Origin of the sequence: Cupriavidus laharis (assembly GCF_914271435.1) — a bacterium.
Lineage (GTDB): Bacteria > Pseudomonadota > Gammaproteobacteria > Burkholderiales > Burkholderiaceae > Cupriavidus > Cupriavidus laharis.
Window position 1 is genome coordinate 235665 of the sequence record NZ_CAJZAI010000006.1, and the last position, 24246, is coordinate 259910.

22 protein-coding genes are annotated in these 24246 nt (G+C 64.1%); 15 read left to right on the plus strand and 7 right to left on the minus strand.

The window, feature by feature from the left end; translation table 11 throughout:
* Positions 1-120: 120 nt before the first annotated feature.
* Entirely contained in the window at positions 121-900 is a 780-nt protein-coding gene (gene trmB / locus LDO29_RS14840) for a tRNA (guanosine(46)-N7)-methyltransferase TrmB (protein ID WP_224080543.1), read from the plus strand.
* A 72-nt stretch (positions 901-972) separates the two neighbouring features.
* On the opposite strand, the gene LDO29_RS14845 is transcribed toward trmB, so the two are convergent.
* From LDO29_RS14845 to LDO29_RS14855, 3 genes are all read right to left on the minus strand, one after another.
* On the minus strand, positions 973-1854 hold the full coding sequence (locus LDO29_RS14845) for an undecaprenyl-diphosphate phosphatase (protein WP_224080544.1): 882 nt from the start codon (positions 1852-1854) through the stop codon (positions 973-975).
* A 63-nt stretch (positions 1855-1917) separates the two neighbouring features.
* The gene (locus LDO29_RS14850; RefSeq protein ID WP_224080545.1) at positions 1918-2478 is read right to left on the minus strand and encodes a DUF1439 domain-containing protein; all 561 of its coding nucleotides are present in this window, start codon (positions 2476-2478) and stop codon (positions 1918-1920) included.
* A gap of 43 nt (positions 2479-2521) precedes the next feature.
* The gene (locus LDO29_RS14855) at positions 2522-2809 is read right to left on the minus strand and encodes a YkgJ family cysteine cluster protein (RefSeq protein WP_224080546.1); all 288 of its coding nucleotides are present in this window, start codon (positions 2807-2809) and stop codon (positions 2522-2524) included.
* 240 nt (positions 2810-3049) lie between these two features.
* On the opposite strand from LDO29_RS14855, the gene LDO29_RS14860 reads away from it, so the two are divergent.
* The 9 genes from LDO29_RS14860 (at position 3050) to LDO29_RS14900 (ending at position 12605) form a co-directional block, all read left to right on the plus strand.
* Positions 3050-3871 (plus strand): TetR/AcrR family transcriptional regulator, encoded by an 822-nt coding sequence (locus LDO29_RS14860; RefSeq protein WP_224080547.1) that lies wholly within the window; start codon positions 3050-3052, stop codon positions 3869-3871.
* On the plus strand, positions 3868-4986 hold the full coding sequence (locus LDO29_RS14865) for an efflux RND transporter periplasmic adaptor subunit (protein WP_224080548.1): 1119 nt from the start codon (positions 3868-3870) through the stop codon (positions 4984-4986). Before LDO29_RS14860 ends, LDO29_RS14865 begins: the two co-directional genes overlap by 4 nt.
* A 19-nt stretch (positions 4987-5005) precedes the next feature.
* Positions 5006-8221: an efflux RND transporter permease subunit gene (locus LDO29_RS14870; RefSeq protein WP_224080549.1), complete on the plus strand. Its 3216-nt coding sequence runs from the start codon at positions 5006-5008 to the stop codon at positions 8219-8221.
* A 117-nt stretch (positions 8222-8338) separates the two neighbouring features.
* The gene (locus LDO29_RS14875) at positions 8339-8992 is read left to right on the plus strand and encodes a protein-L-isoaspartate O-methyltransferase family protein (RefSeq protein ID WP_224080550.1); all 654 of its coding nucleotides are present in this window, start codon (positions 8339-8341) and stop codon (positions 8990-8992) included.
* A gap of 13 nt (positions 8993-9005) precedes the next feature.
* Positions 9006-9329 (plus strand): rhodanese-like domain-containing protein, encoded by a 324-nt coding sequence (locus LDO29_RS14880; RefSeq protein WP_224080551.1) that lies wholly within the window; start codon positions 9006-9008, stop codon positions 9327-9329.
* Positions 9330-9423: 94 nt separating this feature from the next.
* Positions 9424-10932: a TolC family outer membrane protein gene (locus tag LDO29_RS14885; RefSeq protein ID WP_224080552.1), complete on the plus strand. Its 1509-nt coding sequence runs from the start codon at positions 9424-9426 to the stop codon at positions 10930-10932.
* A 377-nt stretch (positions 10933-11309) separates the two neighbouring features.
* A complete protein-coding gene (locus LDO29_RS14890) occupies positions 11310-11600 on the plus strand; it encodes a nucleotidyltransferase family protein (RefSeq protein WP_224080553.1) in 291 nt (96 codons plus the stop codon).
* Positions 11597-11983 (plus strand): HepT-like ribonuclease domain-containing protein, encoded by a 387-nt coding sequence (locus LDO29_RS14895; RefSeq protein ID WP_224080554.1) that lies wholly within the window; start codon positions 11597-11599, stop codon positions 11981-11983. Before LDO29_RS14890 ends, LDO29_RS14895 begins: the two co-directional genes overlap by 4 nt.
* Positions 11984-12047: 64 nt before the next feature.
* Positions 12048-12605, plus strand: coding sequence for a recombinase family protein (locus tag LDO29_RS14900; protein ID WP_224080555.1), 558 nt, complete (start codon positions 12048-12050; stop codon positions 12603-12605).
* A gap of 184 nt (positions 12606-12789) precedes the next feature.
* Here the strand turns inward: LDO29_RS14900 and LDO29_RS14905 are convergent, their stop codons facing one another.
* The 4 genes from LDO29_RS14905 to LDO29_RS14920 form a co-directional block, all read right to left on the minus strand.
* Positions 12790-13557 carry a DUF4377 domain-containing protein gene (locus LDO29_RS14905; protein ID WP_396022672.1) on the minus strand — a complete coding sequence of 256 codons (768 nt, stop codon included), beginning with the start codon at positions 13555-13557 and terminating at the stop codon, positions 12790-12792.
* A gap of 195 nt (positions 13558-13752) precedes the next feature.
* Positions 13753-15042 carry a lipid IV(A) 3-deoxy-D-manno-octulosonic acid transferase gene (waaA, locus tag LDO29_RS14910; RefSeq protein WP_224080557.1) on the minus strand — a complete coding sequence of 430 codons (1290 nt, stop codon included), beginning with the start codon at positions 15040-15042 and terminating at the stop codon, positions 13753-13755.
* Positions 15042-16181, minus strand: a complete 1140-nt coding sequence (gene waaC, locus LDO29_RS14915) for a lipopolysaccharide heptosyltransferase I (RefSeq protein ID WP_224080558.1) — start codon at positions 16179-16181, stop codon at positions 15042-15044. The genes waaA and waaC overlap by 1 nt, the downstream gene beginning before the upstream one ends.
* An 82-nt stretch (positions 16182-16263) precedes the next feature.
* The gene (locus LDO29_RS14920; protein WP_224080559.1) at positions 16264-17649 is read right to left on the minus strand and encodes a phosphomannomutase/phosphoglucomutase; all 1386 of its coding nucleotides are present in this window, start codon (positions 17647-17649) and stop codon (positions 16264-16266) included.
* Between the two features lie 299 nt (positions 17650-17948).
* Between LDO29_RS14920 and LDO29_RS14925 the strand changes: the two genes are divergently transcribed.
* From LDO29_RS14925 to LDO29_RS14945, 5 genes are all read left to right on the plus strand, one after another.
* Complete coding sequence (locus tag LDO29_RS14925; protein ID WP_224080560.1) at positions 17949-19235, plus strand: exopolysaccharide biosynthesis polyprenyl glycosylphosphotransferase; 1287 nt, start codon at positions 17949-17951, stop codon at positions 19233-19235.
* A 37-nt stretch (positions 19236-19272) separates the two neighbouring features.
* A complete protein-coding gene (locus LDO29_RS14930; RefSeq protein ID WP_224080629.1) occupies positions 19273-20421 on the plus strand; it encodes a glycosyltransferase in 1149 nt (382 codons plus the stop codon).
* Positions 20414-21670, plus strand: a complete 1257-nt coding sequence (locus LDO29_RS14935) for an oligosaccharide flippase family protein (protein ID WP_224080561.1) — start codon at positions 20414-20416, stop codon at positions 21668-21670. Before LDO29_RS14930 ends, LDO29_RS14935 begins: the two co-directional genes overlap by 8 nt.
* Entirely contained in the window at positions 21667-22755 is a 1089-nt protein-coding gene (locus LDO29_RS14940; RefSeq protein ID WP_224080562.1) for a glycosyltransferase family 4 protein, read from the plus strand. The genes LDO29_RS14935 and LDO29_RS14940 overlap by 4 nt, the downstream gene beginning before the upstream one ends.
* 188 nt (positions 22756-22943) lie before the next feature.
* Positions 22944-24164, plus strand: a complete 1221-nt coding sequence (locus LDO29_RS14945) for a glycosyltransferase family 4 protein (protein WP_224080563.1) — start codon at positions 22944-22946, stop codon at positions 24162-24164.
* Positions 24165-24246: the final 82 nt, after the last annotated feature.

Here is a 24246-nt window from a genome sequence, read left to right on the forward strand (position 1 = left end):
AACTTGCTTGCCGCGAAGGCCTACCGCCACATGGCCATCGCAGCGCATCCCATCCCGTAAGTCGCCTGAGCCACTGGTCGCCAGACCTCCAGTGATCCGCCCGGCGGCTTTCTTGTTGCCATGCCTGCCCAAGACCCCAGTACCGAACCGATCTCCGCTAAAGACGTTCAGAGTACCCAGAACGTTGAAGCACCATCCACAAACGACCCTGAAGGCGTCGCCCATCCGCGACGCATCCGCTCCTTCGTCAAGCGCGCCGGCCGCACATCCACCGGACAGCAGCGCGCCATCGATGAAGTCGGCCCCCGCCTGCTGGTGCCTTACGCACCCCAACCGCTGGACTGGGAAGCCGCATTCGGCCGCAAGGCCCCAGCCATCCTGGAAATCGGCTTCGGCATGGGCGAGACCACCGCGCATATCGCGCAACTGCGCCCGCAGGACAACTTCCTCGGTTGTGAAGTGCACGAGCCCGGCGTGGGCGCGCTGCTCAAGCTGGCGGGCGAGCGCGGCATCGGGAATATCCGGATCATCCAGCACGATGCGGTGGAAGTCATCGCGCACATGCTTGCCGAGAACTGCCTGGACGGGGTGCATATCTACTTCCCCGACCCGTGGCACAAGAAGCGCCACAACAAGCGCCGGCTGGTGCAGCCGCCGCTCGTGAAGCTGCTGGCCACGCGCCTGAAGCCGGGTGGCTATATCCACTGCGCCACGGATTGGGAAGAGTACGCCCACCAGATGGTAGAAGTGCTGGCGGGCGAGCCTGCGCTGGAGAACACGTCCTCAGCGGCCGATGGCTTTTCGGAGCGGCCGGAATACCGGCCCATCACCAAGTTCGAGCGCCGCGGCGTGCGGCTCGGGCACGGCGTCTGGGATGTCGTGTTCCGCAAGCGCGGCTGAACGGCTCGACCGGCATCAACAAAAAGGCGTGGCACCGGTGGCCACGCCTTTTTGCTTTCTGCATCCGCCGTATCAGGCGTGCCAGGACACCAGCCCGGTGTAGGCCGTGGCCAGCACGATGGCACCGAACGCAATGCGGTACCACGCGAACGGCTTGAAGTCATGCGTGGCGACAAAGCGCAGCAGCCAGCGCACGCAGAGAAAGGCCGACAGGAAGGCAAAGACAAAGCCAACGCCGAAGATGCCCAGATCGTCCGCGGACAGCAAGGCGCGCGCCTTGTAGAGTTCGTACACCGTCGCCCCGAAGATCACCGGGATAGCCAGGAAGAAAGAAAACTCTGTCGCCACCTGGCGCGACAGGCCAAACAGCATGCCGCCGATGATGGTGGCGCCCGAGCGCGACGTGCCCGGCACCAGCGCAAAGCACTGCGCGATGCCGACCTTCACGGCATCGCGCCAGTTCAGGTCGTCGACGGACTCGATGCGCGGCGCACCGGCCTTGGCGGCCTGCAGCAAAGCGTTACCGCGCGGGCCAGTCACCATGCCGCGGCGGCCGTCGCGCCATTCGGCCAGCAGGATCACCACCCCGCCGATGATGAAAGCCAGCGCCACCGTGATCGGGTTGAACAGATGGGCCTTGATCCATTTGCCGAATACCAGCGCCAGCACGATGGCCGGCACCGTCGCTACGATGACGTTGATGGCAAAACGCTGTGCCGTCGGGTCGGTGGTCAGCCCGCTCAATACGTTGCCGATGCGCTGGCGGAACTCCCAGCAAACCGCGAGGATGGCGCCGAACTGGATCACGATCTCGAAGATCTTGCCCTTCTCGTCGTTGAAGTCCAGCAACTGGCCGGCCAGGATCAGGTGGCCGGTGCTGGAAATGGGCAGAAACTCGGTCAGTCCTTCGACGATGCCGAGGATCACGGCTTTCAGGGCAAGTGCGATGTCCATGCGGATGGGATTATTTTGGCGGGGACATGCCCGATGTTGACCGGGCGATGCCAGCTTGATGGCTCAGGGGCGATTGATTTTGACGTTAATGCCGTCGGACAAGACGGTGATTGTACCGGGCTCGACATCCGTTCCGGCAACGCGCAGCTGGTCCGGCCGGAAGGTGTAGAGCGCGTAGCCCTGCAGCAGCTGTTCCGCCAGGATGCCGCCCAGCGCGTTGATCTGCCGCGAATACTGGCCGGGCAGGCCTTGTACGTCGAACTGCTGCACCTCCGGGTCCTGCAGCACGACAGAGCGGCTCGGCGCGTCGTAGCGTAGCCCGCTATCCAGTGCGAACCGGCCCGCCAGCGCCTGACGGAAGAACAACTTGTTGTCAACGATGGCATCGAACTGCAGGTTGACACGATTGCGTGCCGGGTCGAGCGTCAGGCGCGGGTTGGCAAGCTGGATGTCGAACAGTTCCAGGTAGCGCTTGCTGAACGGGAACTTGTGCTCGAGTGCCGATTGCAGCTGGTGCTGCGAGAAGGTGTACTCATTGCCTATCGAACCGCAGGCACCCAGCCAGGCGGTCAGCACGGCAGCGGCGATGGCACCTGACCAGCGCCGCCGGGAAATCCGGATCATATTGCCTCCGATGGAATGGTTTGCGCGAAGCTGCCCGTGGCGCTTACTCGTCCGGTCCGCCGGGCGTGGTCAGGACCTCGAGTTGCGTCAGCCAGCGCAGCGCCGCTTCGCGCGAGTCTCCGCACATCTCGGCGGATGGTTGCAGGCCGCCACAGAAGGCCGGGCGCTCGGGCTGGCCGAACACCGCACATCTCGCATCCGGCAATAGTTGCGCACAGCGCACTCCGGCCGGCTTTCCGGCAGGCATGCCCGGAAGCGGCGACGCGATCGACGGCGCAATGCAGCAGGCGCCACAGCCTTCGCGGCAAGCAATGTGAGACTGGCAACTCATGGCGATGGTTCAGCGGGCTATGCCGGGACGGCGGCAAAGGCGCCATTGTGCCCCAATGCAGGCCGACCGCCCGCCCACTTCGCGAACAGCTGTCACCGTGCGCACCCGGAGTCACGTGTTGTATAGGTGCCTCGCTTCCCGGCGTTGGCAGGGCCAACCCGAGTTGACCCCACCGCATACCCACCCTACATTACTGACCCATAAGTTATTAACGTTTACGCCCCCCGCTGCTCGTCACCCATGGCAACACCCGGCAAGACAACCGTGACCGACCGCTCCGCTCCCCGCAAAGACGCCGAAGCCCCACGCTGGAGCCGGCGCAAGGCCGCCCGCCCGCAGGAGTTGGTCGCCGCCGCGCTCGGCTTGTTCGTGGAGCGCGGCTATGCCGCGACGCGGCTGGAAGACGTGGCTGCGGCGGCGGGTGTCTCCAAGGGGACGGTGTATCTCTACTTCGCCAATAAGGAAGAGCTGTTCAAGACCGTGGTGCGCGAGAACCTGGTGCCAGCCCTGACACGCGGCACCGATCTGGTCGACCGTTTCGAGGGCTCGACGCCGGAACTGCTGCGCGAGCTGCTGCGCGGCTGGTGGGGACTGATCGGCGCCACGCCGGTAGCGGGCCTGACCAAGCTGATCATGGCGGAGTCCGGCAACTTCCCCGATATCGCGCGCTTCTACCAGGAAGAAGTGATGGTGCCGGGCGACGAGCTGTTTGCGCGCGTGCTGGCGCGCGGCGTGGAGCGCGGCGAGTTCCGCGCCCTGCCACCCAACCCGGCCACCACACTGGTCTGCGCGCCGCTGGTGTTCCTGATGTTGTGGCAGCGCGCGTTCGGCCTCTACGCGCACAAGGAAATCGATCCGGATGCCTACATCGACAACCTGCTCGAGATGCTGCTGTTCGGGCTGACGACTGGCGAGGCACGCAACCGCCCGCTGCCGCCGAAATCCGGCCCCTACGTCTGGGAAAAGATCCGCGACGAGATGGAAGCCCAGCGGCTGGCACAGCGTGCGGACGAGCCGGATACGGTTGCGCCCGGCGCCGCCGGACAACAAGACAAGCCATGAAGCGAAACCAGAAGATCCTGATCGCCGTGCTGTGCACGGTGGCTGTACTCAGCGCCACCGCTGCGGTACGCAAAGCCGGCAGCGCTCGCCAGTCGCAGGCATCCGCACTGGCCCCGGCGCCTTCCGTGGTGGAGTTCCTGCAGTCCGACCTGGTGCGGGCAGGCACGCGCGACCTGCAGGTCGCGCTGCCGCTGTCGGGCAGCCTGCGCGCGCTGAACCAGGCCTCGGTCAAGGCCAAGGTCTCGGGCGAGGTGCAGCGGGTGCTCGTGCGCGAAGGCGAGGCCGTGCGCGCAGGCCAGGTGATCGTACGCATCGACCCGACCGAATACGAAGCCAAGGTCGCGCAGGCCCGCGGCCAGATGCTGGCGGCGCAAGGCCAGTACGAGAATTCGCGCCAGACGTGGGAACGCAACCGCGAACTCGTCGGCAAGGGCTTTATCTCGAAGACTGCGTTCGACAACTACCGGTCCAATCTTGACGTGGCACACGCCAACCTGGACGCCGCCCGGGGCGGGCTGGCCGTGGCGCAGAAGGCGCTGAACGATACCGTGGTCAAGGCCCCGCTCGACGGCATGGTCGCGGCACGCGCCGTGCAGCCTGGTGAGAAGGTATCGCCCGACACGCGCCTGATCGATGTGGTGGACCTGCGCGTGCTGGAACTGGAAGCCCCGGTGCCGATGGCCGACGTGGCGCGCGCCTCGGTAGGCCAGTCGGTGCAGCTGAACGTGGAAGGTGCCGGGCAATTCTCCGGCGCGCTCGTGCGCATCAACCCGGCCGTGAGCCAGGGCACGCGCAGCATCATGGTCTACGTGCGCGTGCAGAACGGCGACGGCAAGCTGCGCGCCGGCATGTTCGCGCGCGGCGCGCTCGTACTCGGCGAGCGCAGCGGCGTGGTGTCGGTGCCTGCCTCGGCGGTACGTAGCGACGGCGAACGCGCCTTTGTCTACGTGGTCGAGAACGGCATGCTCGCCGAGCGTGCCGTACAGACCGGCGTGCGCGACGAAGGCAGCGGCATGGTCGAGATCGTCTCGGGCCTTGCCGCCGGTACCGAGATCGTGCGCAACAACCTCGGCACGCTGCGCAGCGGCAGCCAGGTGCGCCGCGTGAAAGCCTGAGGCCTGAGGACGACCCGCCATGTGGTTCACTCGCCTGTCGATCCAGAATCCGGTGCTGGCCACCATGATGATGATGGCGTTCATCGTGGTGGGCCTGTTCTCCTACCAGCGCCTGCCGGTGGACCAGTTCCCCGACATCACCTTCCCCGTGGTGGTGGTGCAGACCGAGTACCCGGGCGCCGCGCCGGAATCGGTCGAGTCCGACGTCACGCGCAAGGTCGAAGAGATCGTCAACACGATTTCCGGCATCGACGAGATCTTCTCGCACTCCTACCAAGGCACTTCGGTCGTCGTCGTCAAGTTCGACCTGAGCGTCGACGTGGGCCAGGCTGCGCAGGACGTGCGCGACAAGCTCGCGCTGATCCGGCCGCAGCTTCGCGACGAGGTCGAAGAGCCGCGCGTGCTGCGCTACGACCCTACCGACGCACCGATCTTCTACTTGTCCGTTTCCAACGCGCCGGGCGCGCAGCGCAGCCAGCGCGAGCTGACCACCATCGCCGACCAGATCGTGCGCAAGCGGCTGGAAACCGTACGCGGCGTCGGTGCAATCAACATCGTCGGCGGCACCAAGCGCGAGGTGGAGATCCGCATCCGCCCGGCCCAGCTCGAAGCGCTGGGCATCGGCATCGACCAGGTGATGAACGCCATCCGCAGCGAGAACCAGGAGCTGCCCGCCGGCGAACTGCGCTCGTCCTCGACCGAGACCGTCGTGCAGATCAAGGGCCGCGTGCCGACGCCCGATGCCTTCCGCCGCATCATCGTCGCGCGCCGCGCGGGCCAGCCGGTCACGCTCGGCGAAATCGCCGACGTGCGCGACGGCCAGGAAGAGCAGGAAAGCCTGGCCCTGCTGGACGGCAAGCGCGCCCTCTTCCTCTCCGTGGTCAAGGCACAGGGCCAGAACACCGTCGATACCGTCGACGGCCTGGTGCGCATGGCCGACGAGGTACGCAAACTGGTACCCGCCGGCGTGCAACTCACCGTGGTCAACGACACGGCCCGCGGCATCCGCAGCAGCGTGAAGGAGGTGCGCTCCACGCTGCTGGAAGGCGCGCTGCTGACGGTGGCGATCGTCTTCCTCTTCCTCGGCTCCTGGCGCAGCACGGTCATCACCGGCCTGACGCTGCCGATCGCGCTGATCGGCACCTTCGGCGTGATGTACCTGTGCGGCTTCACGCTCAACGTGATCACGCTGATGGCGCTGTCGCTGTGCGTGGGCCTGCTGATCGACGACGCCATCGTGGTGCGCGAAAACATCGTGCGCCACAACCTGATGGGCAAGGATCACCGCACGTCTGCGCTCGACGGCACCGCCGAGATCGGGCTCGCGGTGCTGGCCACGACGTTCTCGATCGTCGCGGTGTTCCTGCCGGTGGGCTTCATGGGCGGCATCATCGGGCGCTTCTTTCACCAGTTCGGCATCACGGTGGTCGCCGCGGTGCTGATCTCGATGTTCGTGTCGTTCACGCTGGACCCGATGCTGTCCTCGGTCTGGCACGACCCCGACCTCCACGGCACCGGCAACAAGACAAGCTGGTACGGCCGCACGGTGGGCCGGCTGCTTGACTGGTTCTCGGCGCGCATGGATGCGCTGGGCCATGGCTACGCCGCCATGCTGGGCTGGGCACTGAAGCACCGGCTGGCCACCACGCTGATCGCAATCGTCACGTTCTTCGGCAGCTTCGCGCTGGTGCCGCTGATCGGCACGGAATTCGTACCCGCCGCCGACCTGGGCGAAACGCAGGTCGGATTCACCACGCCGGTCGGCACCTCGATGGAGGTCACCGAAGCCAAGGTGCGGCAGGTGGAGGCGGCACTCAAGTCATTCCCCGAAGTCGCCTATACCTATGCGACGATCAACGCCGGCAATACGTCCGGACGCAACAACGCGCTGGTGTCGGTGCGGCTGGTGGACCGCCGCGCGCGCAAGCTGTCCACCGTGCAGCTCAACCCAAAGATCCGCGAGCGGCTGACCGGCATTGCCGGCATCACGCTGACCATGGTAGGCATGCCCGACGGCGCCGGCGGGCAGAAGGCGATCCAGGTATCGATCCAGGGCGATGACCTCAACGAACTGCGGCGGCTGTCGCAGGAGGCCAGCCGCCGTATGCTGGCCATCCGCGGCCTGGCGGACCTGGATTCGAGCATGAAGGACGACCGGCCAACCATCGAGGTGCGTATCCGTCGCGAACTGGCTTCGGACCTCGGCGTAGGCGTCGCGCAGATCGGCAATGCGCTGCGGCCGCTGCTGGCGGGCGATGCCATCAGCTCATGGCGGGCGCCGGACGACCAGAACTACGACGTGCGCGTGCGGCTGCCGCGCGATGCGCGCACCGGGCTGGCCGACCTCAACGCGCTGATGATCGCCAGCAACCAGACCAACCTCGACGGCACGCCGAAGATGGTGCCGCTGCGGCAGGTGGCCGACCTGGTGCCCACCACCGGCGCCAACCAGATCAGCCGCCGCGACCTGAACCGCGAGGTCGAGCTGACCGCCAACACCGCCGGGCGCTCCGCAGGCGAAGTCGCGCGCGACGTCAAGGCCGCGCTGGATGGCATGACCTGGCCGGCTGGCTACAAGTACCGCTTTGGCGGCTCGACCAAGTCGATGAATGAATCGTTCGGCTACGCGGTGTCGGCGCTGGCCCTGGCGGTGATCTTCATCTACATGATCCTGGCCTCGCAGTTCGCCAGCTTCTTCCAGCCGATCGCCATCATGACCTCGCTGCCGCTCACGCTGATCGGCGTGTTCGCGGCGCTGCTGCTGTTCCGCTCCACGCTCAATATGTTCTCGATCATCGGCTTCATCATGCTGATGGGGCTGGTCACCAAGAACGCGATCCTGCTGGTGGATTTTGCCAACCAGGCGCGGCGCGGGCATGTGGACGGCGGCGACGGCCACGCGCCGCTTTCGCGCGAGGCCGCGCTGATCGAAGCCGCGCGCGTGCGGCTGCGCCCGATCCTGATGACCACGCTGGCCATGATCTTCGGCATGGTGCCGCTGGCCTTCAGCCTCGGCGAAGGTGCCGAGCAGCGCGCGCCGATGGGCCAGACGGTGATCGGCGGCATCATCACCTCGTCGATCCTGACGCTCGTGGTCGTACCAGTGATCTATACGTATCTTGATGATTTCGCGGCATGGCTGCGCCGGCAATGGCAGGGCAAGCCAGCCACGCCGGCCAGCCTGCCCGCCGAATCCGACGCAGCGGCAGTGGCAAAACATCGGAGCGCCGAATGAGCCGGACGGCGCACGGAAGGTTAAAATACTGGGTTTGACAAGACTGCCCGGCCGTGGCACCGCGCGGCCCGGACACAAGCACCCACATAGCGGTTGGCATTGGTAAGGAATGGCAAGATGGATCTCGAAAAAGCCCGCTTCAACATGATCGAACAGCAAATCCGCCCGTGGGATGTGCTGGACCAGGAAATCCTGGACCTGCTGGCGGTGGTCAAGCGCGAGGAATTCGTTCCCGCCGCCTACAAGGGCCTGGCCTTCGTCGACATGGAGATTCCACTGCCGGGCGGCCAGAACATGCTGCCGCCGCGCGTGGAAGCCCGCATCCTGCAGGAACTGGCGGTGCGCAAGCATGAGAACGTGCTGGAAATCGGCGCCGGCTCCGGCTACATGGCCGCGCTGCTGGCCAACCGCGCGCGCCATGTGCTGACCGTGGACATCGTGCCCGAGCTCGTGACCCTGGCGCGCCAGAACCTGGCCAACGCCGGCATCACCAACGTCGACGTGGCCGAAGGCAACGCCGCCGACGGCTGGGCCGCTGCCGCGCCGTACGACGTGATCTGCATCTCTGGCTCGCTGCCGGCCATCCCGCAGTCGATCCTGTCGCAGGTCAAGGTGGGCGGCCGCATCGCCGCCTTCGTCGGCACGCTGCCGGTGATGGAAGCGCGCCTGGTCACGCGCCTGTCCGAAACCGAATACCAGGTCGTGAACCTGTTCGAGACCGCGGTCAAGCCGCTGGTCGGCGCAGCCCAGCCGTCGCAGTTCCGGTTCTGAGGACACAGCCGCCATGCAGGTCATCCAAGCTACCGAACTGGCCCAGTGGCTGGCCGACGCCAGCCGCGCCAGGCCTGTGCTGCTGGATGTGCGTGAGCCCTGGGAGGTGCAAACCTGCGCCATGCCCGGCATCACCCACATCCCCATGCGCGACATTCCGGCGCGCGCGGCCGAAATCGACGAAGACGCGGACATCGTCTGCATCTGCCACCACGGCATGCGCAGCATGCAGGTGGCCGCGTATCTCGAACGGCAGGGCTACGCCAGGGTCTACAACCTCACCGGCGGCATCGATGCCTGGGCGAGCGACGTGGATCCGGCCATGCCGAAGTACTGAGGGCTCGCAGTCCAGCTAGCCGGCCCGCCCGCGAAGTCAAACCCGAACAAGAAACGACCGTTGGCCGGGCCTGTGCCGGCAACCTGGAGATGTGATGACGTTTGCGCCTTTCGCCGCGACCGGCAGGATGCGGCTGGCCGTTGCGCTGTCCTTTGCGCTGCCCCTGTATGCGCTGCTGCAGGTGCCGGCGGCTTCGGCTGCCGACCTGCTGCAGGTCTACCGCGACGCCCAGTCCAATGACGCCCAGTTCGCCAGTGCACGCTCGCAGCTGCTGGCCACGCGCGAGCGGCTGCCGCAGGGGCGCGCCGGGCTGCTGCCACAGGTGGTCGGCACCGCAGGCGCCAACCGCACCAAGCTCGACCAGACCGCGTCGCTGCCGATCGGCGGCTCGCCCAGCACCTCGGGCACACGTTTCTTCAACAACAACAACTGGCAGCTGCAACTGAGCCAGCCACTATTCCGCTGGGACCGCTGGGAAACCTACAAGCAGGGCGAACTGGCCGCGCTGGCCGGTGAAGTCACTTTCCACCAGGCCGAGCTCGACCTGATCACGCGCAGCGCGCAGGCGTACTTCGACGTACTGGCCGCGCAAGACAACCTGTACCTGGCGCGCGCGCAGAAGAAGGCCATCGGCGAGCAGCTGGAGCAGGCCAAGCGCAATTTCGAGGTCGGCACCGCCACCATCGTCGATGCCAACGATGCGCAGGCGCGCTACGACCTCGCCACCTCCACCGAGATCGCCGCGCAGAATGACCTGGAGATCCGGCGCGCCACGCTGCAGCAGATCACCGGCAAGCCCGTCGACGACCTGCTGGGCCTGCGCCCCGAGGCGCCGATCCCCGGCCCGCAGCCGCCCGATGTCAACGCCTGGGCCGCACAGGCGGAAGCCGGCAATCTGCAGGTGAACCTGGCCAGCTACAACCTGGAGACCGCGCAGCGCGAAACCAACAAGGCCAAGGCCGGGCACCTGCCTTCGGTCGACCTGGTCGCGTCATACGGGTTCAACAACCAGACCGGCAGCGCTACACAGGTGGTCTCGACCCACTACAACGCCTCGCAGATCGGCGTGCAGCTGACCCTGCCGATCTTTGCCGGCGGCCAGATCCAGTCGCGCGTGCGGGAAACGCTGGCGCTGGCCGACAAGGCCGCCAGCGACCTGGAATTCGCGCGCCGCACCGCCGCGCAGAGCGCGCGCCAGAGCTATTCGGGGGTTTCCAACGGCCTGGTACAGGTCAAGGCGCTGGAAGCGGCCGAGCGCTCGGCCCAGAGCGCGGTGGAATCGAACCAGCTCGGCTACGAAGTGGGCGTGCGCATCAACATCGACGTGCTCAACGCCGAGGCGCAGTTGTTCCAGACGCGCGCCAACCTGGCCAAGGCCCGCTATGACACGATCATGAACGGCCTGCGGCTGAAGGCATCGACGGGGGTGCTGAAGGAAGACGATGTCGTCCAGATCAATACGCTGCTGACGTCGGCGCCGGGGGCTATGTACCAGTTGCCGCAGAAGGCGAAGGTGGGGGCGGTGGCAACGCCCGCGCCTGCAGCGGCCGAACGCCGGGGTGGCCGGCGTGACGCGCTGGCTGGCGGCACGCCGCGCTCGTGAGGGGCACGGTGGGACAAAACAAAACGAGCCGCGATGCGCTAGCCGTTAACAAAAGGCATTGAAAGTGCGGGATCCGTGATGGCGGTTGATCTCGCACTTTTGCTTTGGCGTGTCCGCACCGGAGGAGCACGGTTGCGACCACAATCCTGCCGCAACGTCGTTCGCTTGTGGCCGGTCAGGCTGATCTGCTCCCAGCCCAGCGGCGACTGATATCGGTCGCCTGACGTCGATGACCTTGCCTGCGTCGTGTCGCGCGTTCGCAGCATCGGCGCCGCGGCATCGATGCCAAACAAGGCCTTGCGTTCTCGAAAATCGTTCTTGAGATGCCATTCTCAATCGCATACCATTTCAACGAGTTTCGATAAAGGAAAGGTGCGATGAGACCCTCGCAAGCTCTCGATCTCAAGCGTAGTGCCATCCGCGACGCGGCGAGCCGCTTTCGCACGGCGAACCCACGCGTCTTCGGCTCGGTGCTCCGCGGCACAGACAGGGACGGCAGCGACCTGGACCTGCTGGTCGATGCGTTGCCTGGCGCGACGCTGTTCGACCTGGGCGGCCTGCAAGACGAGCTGGAATCGCTGCTCGGCGTCCACGTCGATCTGTTGACACCCGCAGACCTGCCCCCGAAGTTTCGGGCGAAGGTACTCGCAGAGGCGCAGCCGGTATGAGCGAGAGCCGCCTGTCTGACTACCTTGGCCACATGCAGCAGGCCGCGACAGATGCGTGCTGCTTCGTGGAAGCGTTGGCCAAAGATGACTTCGTGCTGGACAAACGTACGCAGCAGGCCGTCATCATGAGCCTCATCATCATCGGCGAGGCCGCGACCAAGGTGATGGATGGGTATGCTGAGTTTACCAAGGCGCACCCCGAGGTGCCTTGGCGCAGCATGCGCGGCATGCGTAACCGAATCGCCCACGGCTACTTCGATATCAACCTCGACGTGGTGTGGGACACCGTGCAGATGGCGCTGCCGGAGTTGCTGAAGCAACTGTCTGCCGTGTGCCAGGATGCCGAAGACGGGGACCGTAACGACCATGGGATAGAACCATGACTGACGACAACAAGTCGCCAGTGATCGGCACGCGTCAGGGCATCGAGCGGGCGAGAGACAAGCCATGTTGATCGGTTACGCGCGCGTCTCGACGCAGGATCAGAACCTGGAACTACAGCGCGAAGCGCTGACCAAGGCCGGGTGCCAGAAGGTCTTTGAAGACAAGGTGAGCGGCACGCGAGCCGAGCGCCCCGGCTTGACGCAGGCGCTGGAGCTGTTGCGCGAGGGTGACGCCCTGGTTGTCTGGAAGCTCGACCGGCTGGGCCGCAGCATCAAGCAACTTGTCGATCTGGTCGGCGATCTGCACAAGCAAGGTGTCCAGTTCAAAAGTCTGGCCGACGCCATCGACACCGGCACGCCGTCCGGCCGGTGCTTCTTCCACGTCATGGCCAGCCTCGCTGAAATGGAGCGTGAGCTGACCATCGAACGTACTCGCGTCGGGCTGGAAATCGCACGGCAGCTCGGCCGCAAGGGCGGCCGCAAGCCAAAGATGAACGACAGCAAGATTGAGTCAGCCAAGAAGTTGCTGGCCAGCGGCATCCCGCCCAAGGACGTGGCCAAGAACCTCGGCGTATCCATTCCCACACTGTACCGCTGGGTGCCAGCCTCAGCGCACGCATAGCGTGCTTTGACATCCGTTCTCGGGGCTGGGCCGCCCCCGAACGTGAGTTGCTGCCAAGAATTTCGTCGGCGGACGCCTTGGATATCCCCTGGGCTGGGCACGGATCCCAGGGCGATTTCCTCAGATTTTCAACACGTTTTGTTAACGGCTAGCGCGATGCGGCCGTTTTGTTGAGGTGACCACCCTAATTCACCCGCGTCCGCGACTCCACGCTGAGCAACTGCCAGCGGATCGACGATGCATCCGCCGGCGGATTCGGTACCTTGTACTCGCGCACACGCAACTTGTACGAGATACCCGGCTCGAAATCCAGCCCTTCGATCGGGCCATACCATAGCTGCCACGGCGCGTCCGGCGATTCGCGCCAGCGATAGCACGTCATGCGGCCCACGCCGGTGCATTCGACGCGCTGCGAATCGATATAGACGATCTTCTCGACACTGCCCGCGGCCTCGACGCGCGCGCCGCGCTGGCCAACACCCTCGCGCTCGACGAACTGCAGCAGGTCCTCGCTGGCCGTCTTCCAGATGATCTGGCGCCCCGTGGAACCCGCCGACGGCTGGGTGCCGACCGTCAGGAAAGGGGTCTGCATGGCCTTAAGCAAAGCCGACTCCAGCTCCATGCGCGGCGGGGGACAGGCCATGCGCGTGCCGGCAACGCGGTCGAAGCGGATACCGGTATCGGTCTTGCCATAGCTACCGGTGAACCGGTTGCAGCCGCTCGTGCCACTGACTGTGCCCTGTGCGGCGTCGATACCGGCGCTGAATTCGAAGATGATGGGCTGGCCGTTGTCGCCGTGCGGGATATCGCGCGGCGTGCCGTCGGGCTGTTGCCAACGGATCAGTTCCCAGCGGCTCGGGCCGGAGGATTGGGTCTGGTTGAGGGCCGTGGTGGCGCCGGTGGAATCCGGCGCTGGCCCCGTCGCACACGCGCCAAGGGTGCCGGCCAGCATGACTACGGCTGCGCCGTTTCGGACTAGCCGGCGGCAGGTATCACGGGTGATGGTCTGCATGGACTTTGGCTCCTGTTCAAGGAGAGCCAGGCGGTCGGGCTGCCAGGCTCACCGGGTTAAGGCCCCTTTAGAGCCCGGGGCATTGCCGCGAATTCCATTCGCGGCACCTTCTGCTCAGTTGCCGCACGTTGCCGCTCAGGCACCCAGCGCAGGCGCCAGCGCGGCCAGCGTGCGCACCGTGGCGCCGCGGTGCACGCCGGCGAACGTGCGTGCATGGGTGCGCATATCCGTCAGCGCGGCGGAATCGGCCAGCAGGCCGGCCACGGCCTGCATCAGCTCATCGGCATTCGCTACGCGCCGGCATGCGCCGGCCGCAATGGCATCTTCCGTCGCCTGCGCAAAATTGAACGTATGCGGGCCGACCAGCACGGGCGTGCCCACCGCGCACGATTCGATCAGGTTCTGTCCGCCGAGCGGCAGCAGGCTTCCGCCGACAAAGGCCAGGTCCGAAGCCGCGAAGTACATGGCCATCTCGCCCATCGAATCGCCAAGCACGATATCGGCGGTGATGGTCGTGGCCAGGTTGTCGATTTCCATCTCGCTGCGGCGCTGGACGGAGAAGCCTGCACGCTCCGCCATAGCCGCCACCTCGTCAAAGCGCTGCGGATGGCGCGGCACAAGCAGCAACGCCGGCCTTGGCGTCCCGCCGCCAAGCTGCGGCCAGCGCGAGAACGCATCCAGCAGAAGGGCTTCCTCACCTTCCCGCGTGCTGGCCGCCGCCAGCACGGCACGGCCACCGAACGTCTGGCGCAGGCGATGGCCACGCTCGACACCGGCCGGCGCCGGCTGCATGTCGAACTTGAGGTTACCGGTAATCTGCACCGCGTCGAGGCCCAGCGCCTGGAAGCGCTCGGCGTCACCGCTCGTCTGGGCCAGCACGCCGGCAAAGTCCGCGTACATGGCCGCTGCGGCGCGCCCGAAACGTGCTGTGCGGCGGAAGCTGCGCGGCGACAGACGTGCATTGACGAGAAACAGTGGCACTCCGGCACGGCGCGCACCGTGCACAAGATTAGGCCAGACCTCGGTTTCCATCAGCATGCCCGCAGCCGGCCGGAAATACCGCAGGAACCGGCTCACGAGCCAGGGCAGGTCATAGGGCAGGTAGCACTGGAGCACACGCGGCTCCTTGCCGAACAGCTGGGCGCCGGTCTGGCGGCCCGTCGGGGTCATGTGCGTGAGCAGCAGCCGATGCGTCGGATAGGCAGCCAGCAGCGCCTCGACAAGCGGCTGCGCGGCGCGGGTCTCGCCTACGGAAACCGCATGCACCCACAGCCATGGGCCTTGCGCGGGCAGGTGGCCGTAGGCGCCGAGGCGTTCCCCGACATGCTGGATATAGCCCGGCTCCTTGCGCCCGCGCCAGACCAGCCGCAGCAGCGCGACCGGCAGGATGACGACCCAGAGCAGGCTGTACAGGACGCGCAGCATCAGCCCCCTACCCCGCGTACGCGGCAAGCTGCCTGCCAGACTTCATCGACCGTGGGCACGACACCGTCGTCGCCCACATTGGCGATCCGTTCGGACCAGTAGCCCTCGGTTTTCCAGCGCCAGGTAGCGGTATAGATTTCCACAGTCGGGCGGCACAGCGCCGCGGCAATATGGACGAGCCCGGTATCCACGCCGACGACCACCTCGGCGCGATTGATCAGCCCAAAACCTTGCATCACCGAGAAGCGCGGCAGCACTTGCGCGCCGGGCACGCCGGCCGCAATCTCCTGCGCCGCGCGGCGCTCTGCCTCGTTGCCCCAGGGCAGCAGCATGGTGAGGCCATCGCCATGCAGGCGCTGGCCGAGCACATGCCAGTTGGTGACCGGCCATTTCTTCTTCGCGCCAGCGGTCGCATGGAAGCACACCGCATAGCGCGCGGGCATTTGTGCCCAGATCGGGTCATCCACATGGAGCGATTGCGCCGTCTCACCAAAGAACTTCGGCGGCTCGGCCGGCGCCACACCGGTCAGCGCGGCGCCCAGCAGGCGCGAGCGCCGCACCGAATGCGCCTGGCGCGGGACGCGGACCGGATCGGTGTACAGCAGGCGCGCGGCAGGCTCATAGCCGGACCCCTGCGTGCGATTGCCAAGACCGATAATCGGCGCCTGAGTCGTCCGTGCTGCCACGCGTGCGACCACGGCGGTCTTCAGCAGCCCCTGGCTTTCGATCACGGCGTCATAGCGCTGCGCGCGCAGTGCGTCGCGGACCTCGCCGATCTCGCGCCAGATCGCCGGCTGCCAGAAGCGCTTGCGCCAGCGCCGCAGCGCAAAGGGGATCACGCGCGCCACATCGGGCAGCAGGCGAACGAGGTCAACATAGCCCTCCTCCACCACCCAGTCGATCTGCGCTCCCGGCCAACGCGCGCGCAGGTCATGGATCAGCGGCATGTTGTGGACGACATCGCCCAGCGACGAGACCTTGACCACCAGGATGCGCGGATTGGCCGGGAGCACGAAGGGGACGGAAGCCGGAAGCGGCCGCCGTGCCTCAACTTCCGCATTGGCCTGATAACCGACTGCCGCGCTCGTCGTCCCCGCGCAGGCGGGGACCCAGCGTCTTTCAGTCACCGCCTGCGCCATGAAAGACGCTGGGCTCCCGCCTGCGCGGGAGCGACGGGCTTGTTCAGGCAAATGGCCTGCCACGGCATTCAGCGGCATCTGGTCAGAACGGCAATTGCGCGTCCGGCTTCTCAGCCAGGATCACACGCTTGAATTCAGCCTGGATGCGGGCCAGCGCCGCGTCATTGTCGGCCTCGAAACGCATCACCACCACGGGCGTGGTGTTGGACGGACGCGCCAGGCCGAAACCGTCGGGATACTCCACACGCACGCCATCGATGGTGATCACCTCACGCGCGCCCTCGAACTTCGCGTTCGCCTTGATCTTGTCCAGCAGCGTGAACGGCTCGCCTTCCGCGCACTTGAGCTGCAGCTCCGGCGTGTTGTTGGCGTTGGGCAGCGCGTTCAGCACGGCGCTCGGGTCGGCATGGCGCGACAGGATCTCCAGCAGGCGCGCGCCGGTGTACAGGCCATCGTCAAAGCCGTACCAGCGGTCCTTGAAGAACACATGGCCGCTCATCTCGCCGGCGATCGGCGCCCCGGTTTCCTTCAGCTTGGCCTTTACCAGCGAATGGCCGGTCTTCCACATCAGCGGTTCGCCGCCGTGCTGGCGGATCCACGGGGCCAGCTTGCCGGTGCACTTGACGTCGTAGATCACTTGCGCGCCTGGGTTGCGGCCGAGGATTTCCTCTGCGAACAGCATCAGTTGGCGGTCCGGGAAGATGACCTGGCCGTCCTTGGTCACCACGCCGAGGCGATCACCGTCGCCGTCAAAGGCCAGGCCCAGTTCGCAGTCGGTCTCGCGCAGGCATTGCATCAGGTCCTGCAGGTTTTCCACGTGGGCGGGATCGGGGTGATGGTTGGGGAAGTTGCCGTCCACCTCGCAGAACAGCTCCGTTACTTCGCAACCAAGACCACGGAACAGGTCGCCGACGAAGGCTCCGGCCACGCCGTTGCCGGCGTCGAGCGCGATCTTCATCGGGCGGGCCAGCTTCACGTCGCCGGTGATGCGGTCGAGGTACTGCTGGCGCACATCATATTGGCGGTAGCTGCCTGCGCCGCTGGCAAAGTTGCCAGCCTCGATACGCTGGCGCAGGGCCTGGATCTGATCGCCGTAGATGGCCTTGCCGGCCAGCACCATCTTGAAACCGTTGTAGTCCGGCGGATTGTGGCTGCCCGTGACCATGATGCCGGAAGTGGCTTTTACGCCATCCAATTCGATGTTGGTGCCGAAGTAGACCATTGGCGTGGCGACCATGCCGAGGTCGATCACGTTCATGCCGGCGGCGCGGAGGCCTTCGACCAGGCCGGCGATGAGGTCGGGACCGGAGAGGCGGCCGTCGCGGCCGACTACTACGGCCTTCTCACCCGCCTCGGCGGCGGCGGAACCGAACGACAGTCCGATCAGGCGGGCCACGTCGCGGGTCAGCGTCTTATCTACGATGCCGCGAATGTCGTAGGCTTTGAAGATGGAGGGATCGATTACCATACCTAGTTCCGTATTGGCGGGCTTATGCGCCGCATTTGAAAGTCAACTCAGACGCTATTGTGCCGGATTTATGTTCAAGGACCGGGAGACAGGCGGTTTATAATGCGCCCCCAATCCCCTGCTATTGGTCGTATGCCCGTTGCAAAGGCAAATCCCGCCTGCGTACCCGGTTGGCCGGCAGAACAGAAAAAAGCCGCAAACTGGGCGCAGCGCCTTGAACCGACAAGTCCCGACCTTCCTGTATGCAGCACCCCCTAGAACCGGCTGGTCATACATTGGCGCGGCTCCCGCGTCATAAAATGAAGCTGCCAACGCGAACGTCATCTGAAACCATCCGCCGCCGCAGCCGCATGCTCGCATGGGCCGGGCTTGGCCTGTTGTTCTATGGGTTAGCTGCCTTGGCAGGCCATGAGGCGAGGCGACACGGACTGGTAACACAGGTTTTCCTGAATACCATTGCGATGTCGGTCATCCCCTATGCCATCGCTTACCGCTTGCTGGACCGCACCATGCATATGCCCCCGCTTGAGGGGAACAACATGGTGGCTCCTGCAACGCTCCTGCCCTTTGCCCTGCTTCTTGCCGTCTGCGCAACATTTCGCATCGACTATTCACGCGGGGCAATGCTGGTATGCATGCTGATCACATTGTTGTGGCTCTGGAGCGGCTACAAGCGGTTTGTCAGTCAATACATTCCCACTTTTGGTTATAGCGACCCACAGTCGCTCGCGCACCTCAATACACTGCTGGACATGCCAGGTGCAGCGCAAAGCTCACACGCAGAGTTTCGCCACATAGTCACTTTGCCCGAAGCCGTCAACTGCGATGGGCTCATGATGGACCGTAGCGCAACCGTTGACCCGGAACGTACCCGGGCGCTTGCGCGGTTCAAGCTCAGCCACGTTCACGTTTATTCCGTGGAGCGCATCGCTGAACTCCTTACCGGGCGCCTGGCTCTGTCGAACATAGATGAGAACTTCCTGGATGACCATGCCCAGAACTTTATCTATGCTCCGCTCAAGCGAATAAGCGATATAGCGGCAGTCCTGATACTGGCACCGATTGCCATTCCCATAGGACTGATCGTCGCAGCCGCCATCCGTTTGGAGTCCAGCGGACCGGCGATCTTCCGCCAGGAACGGGTAGGCCTTTATGGCAAGGTGTTCACCATGTTCAAGTTCCGAAGCATGGCGGATATACCCGATGTTGAAGCCCAGTTTGCCGCGCACCGGGATCCTCGTATTACGCGGGTCGGACGCTTTATCCGCAAGTACCGACTCGACGAAATCCCGCAACTCTGGAACGTATTCGTTGGGCAGATGAGCCTGATTGGCCCCCGCCCGGAACAGGCATCGCTGGTGGACTCCTTCTCGGAAACGATCCCATACTATCCGTACCGCCATCTCGTGCGCCCCGGGTTATCAGGTTGGGCCCAGGTCCAGCAAGGGTACGCTGCCAGCCACGAAGAAACGATCACCAAGCTCAGCTATGACCTTTACTACGTCAAGCACTGCTCGATGGCGCTGGATTTGCTGATTGCTTCCAAGACCATACGTACTCTCCTCACGGGTTACGGGGCACGTTGATGCAACCCGGCTCACCTGGCTGCCGCCTTACGACTTGATGCGCATTCTGTTGCTGACGACCGGACTCAAGCTTGGAGGGGCCGAGCGCCAGGTCGCAGATCTGGCCAGCCAGTTCACCGCACTCGGGCATAACGTAGCCGTGGTAAGTCTTACCCTCGCGCAGGAAATTGAGCTACCACCAGGCGTAACGCTGTTCCGTGTCGACCTGCGCAAGACTCCACTGCAATTCTTTCTCACGTTGCGCGCTGTACGGAAATGGGTCGGCGACTGGTGTCCGGATATTGTTCATGCGCATATGTTTCATGCCAATATCTTTGCGCGACTGATGCGCCCCCGGCGATCCAAGGGCAATCGCATTCCGGTGGTTTGTACGGCGCATAGCCTGCGTGAGGGTGGCTGGCTTCGCATGCTGGCGTATCGACTGACGGACCAATGGTGCTCGCTGACCACGCATGTGAGCACAGAAGGCCGGCAGTACATGCTGGACGTCCACGCGACGACAGAAGACCGGATCCGTGTCATGCCAAATGGAATTGATACGGACCGCTTTCGGCCTGATCCGAATGCCCGTGTACAAACGCGACGAGCGCTCGGCTTGGGTGCGGACAGTAGAATCCTGCTGAACGTCGGGCGGCTCGTTCCGGAAAAGGCGCAGCACCATCTGATCGAGGCATTTGCACTGTTGCGCCGCGACCCACAGATCGCTGCCGACACGCATCTGCTGATAGCAGGAGATGGCCCCCTCAGGGAAGCACTGTCCAGCCATGCCGCCGCGCTGGGCCTGTCTCATGTAGTCAGGCTGCTCGGCCCCTGCTCCAACGTGCCGGAACTAATGAACGCCAGTGATGTCTTCGTGCTCTCTTCTGTGCTGGAAGGACTGCCTCTTGTCGTTGCCGAGGCATTGGCCTGCGAAACTGCCGTCGTTGCGACCGATGTATCCGGCGTACGATCACTACTCGCGGCGTCTGGCACCATCGTAGCGCCAGCCAATATTGACGAACTCGCCGCAGCGATGCGCATGGCCCTGCGCGAGCGACAGGATGTCGCATCAGGACGGGCGCACGTCGTAGCCACCCACGGCCTGCCCTACGTTGCAACGCAATGGATTCGATTGTACCAAGATCTGTCTGCCGCTCAGGGCCACAGCCCGGGCGAAGTGTCCTGCCAGGAAGCCGGGCATGCGTAGACAGATCGCACGCAATGTGGTCTGGCTGCTTGGCGAGCGCGCCCTTCAGGTCACGATCGGTATCGTTACTGTTGCATTGATCGCGCGTGGCGTAGGCCCGGAAGGTTTCGCCCACTTCCAGTACGCGCAGTCCCTTGTCCTCATTGCCTCATCCATCGGACTCATTTGTGGCAGCGAGGTCGTTGTGCCGCGCCTGGTCGCCAACTCTTCACCCGCGACGCAATACCATCTTCTAGCGCACGTCTTCGGACTAAGGGCGGCTGCCGCCGTGGCAGGCTACCTGCTGCTCCTTGTGGCAATCGTGCTCACCGGCCAGGATGCCATCACAGTGCACATCGCCGCGATTCTCGGACTGTCTATCCTGCTGCGTGAACCATTCGGCGTAGTTAATGCCTGGATGCAGGCCCACACCGATAATCGCGCAGGCGTTACCTTCAGCTTGCTGGCCTTGATGCTGAAAGGCGCATTGATTAGCACCCTCTACCTTTTGCAAACGCACACCGTTCATGAATATGCGTGGGCCTTTGTGTTCGAATCCGCCCTGCTGGCTGCCCTTCTGGTACGCCACTACCTGCAACGCCGCCCGCGCCAGCCGGTATCGCCCGACCGGGAGCTAGTTGCCGGTCTGGTCCGAAATGGCTCGGTATTCTGGATTGGCATGATGCTCATGTTCAGTGCCAGGCGCATCGACCAACTCTTGCTCAAACCGCGAGTGCCGTTGCCCGATCTTGGGGCCTACGCCGCCTGCATGCAAATCCTGGACAACTTTGCGCTGCTCGCCACGATCATCGCCAGCTCCGTCGCGCCACTCGCAATTTATGCGCAACCGACGCTGGCCACGGCACGTCGCAATGTGGCGCGCGTCGCGGGCGGCATGGCAGCAATAGGCGCGACTGGTGGTGCAATCATTGCCTTCAGTGCGCCGTGGATTGTGCATCTCCTCTATGGTGGCCGCTTCGAAGCCACCGTGGCCCTGCTTCGACAAGGCGCCCTTGCAAGCGGCCTGCTCTTCGCTGACGTAGGCCTATCCCTGTTTGCCATCCACCTGCGCAAGCCAGGCTGGCTGGCCGCAAAAAGCCTGCTCGTGCTGGTTGTCACAGCGGCTGTCGACCTGGCCACCATTCCTCACTTTGGCGCACAGGGTGCCGTCTTCGGGTATATCGCAGGCAACGCCATGGCAGTAGCGGCAGGCATTGGCTTCCTGCTACTGTACCGCGGCGAGCCCGCAGCCTCGCCGCGAACCGCATGAACCCGCGTCCGACAATCTGCTTTCTGACCGGCACACTGGATGCACTTGCGGGAGCCGAACGGGTTACCGCAGTCATTGCCAACGGACTCGCACGCCGAGGCTGGCAAGTGCGAATACTTTGTCTGTGGGGCCAGAACAGCCAGTACACCCTGGATCCGTCCATCACGCTTAATGCCTTGTACCCCGAACGGCCGTCATTCAAATCAAGGTATGCCGCCACCGTACTTGGGATCCGGCGTTACATAAAAGATCATGGCGTTGACGTTCTCATCGGCGTGGACACGATGCTAGCTCTCTTCACGCTGCCCGCCTGTTTCCGCTTGCCCGTGCGGCAGATCGCATGGGAGCACTGCAATTTTGACCAAGACCTGGGACGGCGCAGCCGGCGCCTCGCACGACGGCTGGCGGTGCGATTTTTTGAACAAGTGGTAGTACTGACTGCTCGAGACCGAGCACGCTGGCATGCGTGCCTGAATCCCGCCAACCCCGTCGAAGTCATCCCCAATCCCCTGCCCTTCAAGCCACCTGAGACAGGCCCGATGGCGGGCTCAAAAACCGTGCTGGCGGTAGGCCGCCTGACCGAGGCAAAAGGTTTTGACGTCTTGTTGCTTGCTTGGAAACAAGTTGCAATGGCCTACCCGGGCTGGAAGCTGCGCATTGTGGGCGAAGGTGAGTGCCGGGCTGAGCTGGAACGGCTTCGTGATCAGCTAGAACTGGGCGATTCTGTGACACTGCCTGGTGCAACCAGCCAAATTACGAACGAGTACAGCGATGCGGAAATCTTCTGCCTGAGTTCACGTTATGAAGGCTTTGGCATGGTCCTGATCGAGGCCATGGCCTTTGGCCTGCCAGTTGTATCGACAGATTGTGAAACCGGGCCACGCGAGATTCTGCAAGACGGCAAGAATGCACTGCTTGCTCCAGTGAACGACAGCGAGGCATTGGCCAAGCGACTTCTGCAACTCGTTGCAGATGATACCCTGCGTCAACAAATTGCGCTGGGCGGAGCCGCCACTGTGCGTCGCTATATGCCAGACCTGATCCTCGAAAGCTGGGAGCGACTGTTACTGGCTCCAAACGCCTGACATATCCCGGTATTGGGTCAGATGCACCAATGAAAGCAAAGCAATAGTAACGTCAGCGTATTCATGGGGTTCTGCTAAAATCCGCCCGGCCCAACTTAATCCCTTTTGAGCCACGCAGGCAGGGATGCAGAACTACACGACCGACTGTTCATGCAGTGGATTGACCGTCGAAATAGACTGCGACAAGGATGCGAAATAGTATTTACGAACGTCCAGCTCTGGATATGCCGGGCGGCCAGGAAGGAGCGGCTGCGAGTCCGGAGGAGCGGCGGCTGGACGGCACTCATGTTGCATTCGTAGCGAACTCGTGCTGGTCCATCCAACAGTACCGTAGCGGCGTTATACGCGCTTTGCTCGCCCGTGGCGCAAGGGTCAGCATTATTGCCCCGCCGGACCGCGCCTCCGATTCTCTCAAAGCGCTTGGTTGCGAATTTCACCCGCTGACCCTGTCCGCAAAGAGCGCCAATCCCCTGGCCGACTGGAAATGCTTCAGCCAGCTGGCGCGGCTGTACAGGCAGCAAAGGCCCGATTGCATATTCCAGTACACGATCAAGCCCAATATCTATGGTTCGCTGGCAGCTCGACTAGCCGGCATTCCCTGTGTTGCAGTAACCACAGGGCTTGGCTTCGTCTTCATCAACGACAATCTGGTGGCACGTATAGGTCGCGCGCTCTACCGGGTGGCCCTGCGCTCGACCCATCAGGTCTGGTTCCTCAATCAGGACGACCGTAGGGAATTCCTGATTCGTAAACTGGTCAGGGAGCAACAGACCTTTGTGCTCCCCAGCGAGGGGATTGATCTTGACTACTACGCCCCAGGTCAGCGATCGCCCAATGAAGACAGCACCTTTCGATTTCTCTTGATTGCGCGAATGCTATGGGACAAGGGTGTTGGTGAATACGTTGAGGCGGCGCGCCGCATCTGTGCTGAGCACCCGCACGTCCGGTTCCAATTGCTAGGGCCCGCCGACGTCGAGAATCCCAGCGCGATTTCACGCGCACAGCTCCTGGCTTGGCAGAGCGAAGGGCTCGTTGAATACCTTGGCACGGCACCGGATGTCAGAGGTGCCATTGCCCAAGCGGATTGTGTTGTCCTGCCGTCATATCGCGAAGGTGTGCCGCGCACGCTGCTTGAGGCAGCCTCGATGGAAAAGCCAATCGTGGCAACGGACGTACCCGGATGCCGTGACGTGGTGCGGGATGGTGTAACTGGGAGGCTTTGCCTGGCGCGCAGCTCCGATGAACTGACAGCGACTTTGCTAGAAGTGTGCCAAAGCGACGATGAAACTCTGCGGGAGATGGGCAAGGCCGGAAGGCAGGATGTCGGAGCCCGGTTCGGCGAAGCTCAAATTGTTGATATCTACCTTGAGGCGATAAACCAGCTCAAACGCCGCAATGGCGGCCGATAGCGTTATTGGCGTGCAGGACGCAGGTGAACGACGACAGTCACGCAGATCGGCACGAAGCGAACAAAAGCCATGCTGCGACGAA

Bases quoted from the DNA above. Each gene is read 5' to 3' on its own strand.
- LDO29_RS14895 (WP_224080554.1), top strand. From the start codon at position 11,597: ATGAGCGAGAGCCGCCTGTCTGACTACCTTGGCCACATGCAGCAGGCC.
- LDO29_RS14855 (WP_224080546.1), bottom strand. From the start codon at position 2,809: ATGAGTTGCCAGTCTCACATTGCTTGCCGCGAAGGCTGTGGCGCCTGC.
- trmB (WP_224080543.1), top strand. From the start codon at position 121: ATGCCTGCCCAAGACCCCAGTACCGAACCGATCTCCGCTAAAGACGTT.
- LDO29_RS14865 (WP_224080548.1), top strand. From the start codon at position 3,868: ATGAAGCGAAACCAGAAGATCCTGATCGCCGTGCTGTGCACGGTGGCT.
- LDO29_RS14885 (WP_224080552.1), top strand. From the start codon at position 9,424: ATGACGTTTGCGCCTTTCGCCGCGACCGGCAGGATGCGGCTGGCCGTT.
- LDO29_RS14845 (WP_224080544.1), bottom strand. From the start codon at position 1,854: ATGGACATCGCACTTGCCCTGAAAGCCGTGATCCTCGGCATCGTCGAA.
- waaA (WP_224080557.1), bottom strand. From the start codon at position 15,042: ATGCTGCGCGTCCTGTACAGCCTGCTCTGGGTCGTCATCCTGCCGGTC.
- LDO29_RS14875 (WP_224080550.1), top strand. From the start codon at position 8,339: ATGGATCTCGAAAAAGCCCGCTTCAACATGATCGAACAGCAAATCCGC.
- LDO29_RS14945 (WP_224080563.1), top strand. From the start codon at position 22,944: ATGCGAAATAGTATTTACGAACGTCCAGCTCTGGATATGCCGGGCGGC.
- LDO29_RS14900 (WP_224080555.1), top strand. From the start codon at position 12,048: ATGTTGATCGGTTACGCGCGCGTCTCGACGCAGGATCAGAACCTGGAA.
- waaC (WP_224080558.1), bottom strand. From the start codon at position 16,181: ATGGCGCAGGCGGTGACTGAAAGACGCTGGGTCCCCGCCTGCGCGGGG.
- LDO29_RS14930 (WP_224080629.1), top strand. From the start codon at position 19,273: ATGCGCATTCTGTTGCTGACGACCGGACTCAAGCTTGGAGGGGCCGAG.
- LDO29_RS14870 (WP_224080549.1), top strand. From the start codon at position 5,006: ATGTGGTTCACTCGCCTGTCGATCCAGAATCCGGTGCTGGCCACCATG.
- LDO29_RS14860 (WP_224080547.1), top strand. From the start codon at position 3,050: ATGGCAACACCCGGCAAGACAACCGTGACCGACCGCTCCGCTCCCCGC.
- LDO29_RS14850 (WP_224080545.1), bottom strand. From the start codon at position 2,478: ATGATCCGGATTTCCCGGCGGCGCTGGTCAGGTGCCATCGCCGCTGCC.
- LDO29_RS14905 (WP_396022672.1), bottom strand. From the start codon at position 13,557: ATGCTGGCCGGCACCCTTGGCGCGTGTGCGACGGGGCCAGCGCCGGAT.
- LDO29_RS14940 (WP_224080562.1), top strand. From the start codon at position 21,667: ATGAACCCGCGTCCGACAATCTGCTTTCTGACCGGCACACTGGATGCA.
- LDO29_RS14890 (WP_224080553.1), top strand. From the start codon at position 11,310: ATGAGACCCTCGCAAGCTCTCGATCTCAAGCGTAGTGCCATCCGCGAC.
- LDO29_RS14935 (WP_224080561.1), top strand. From the start codon at position 20,414: ATGCGTAGACAGATCGCACGCAATGTGGTCTGGCTGCTTGGCGAGCGC.
- LDO29_RS14880 (WP_224080551.1), top strand. From the start codon at position 9,006: ATGCAGGTCATCCAAGCTACCGAACTGGCCCAGTGGCTGGCCGACGCC.
- LDO29_RS14920 (WP_224080559.1), bottom strand. From the start codon at position 17,649: ATGGTAATCGATCCCTCCATCTTCAAAGCCTACGACATTCGCGGCATC.
- LDO29_RS14925 (WP_224080560.1), top strand. From the start codon at position 17,949: ATGAAGCTGCCAACGCGAACGTCATCTGAAACCATCCGCCGCCGCAGC.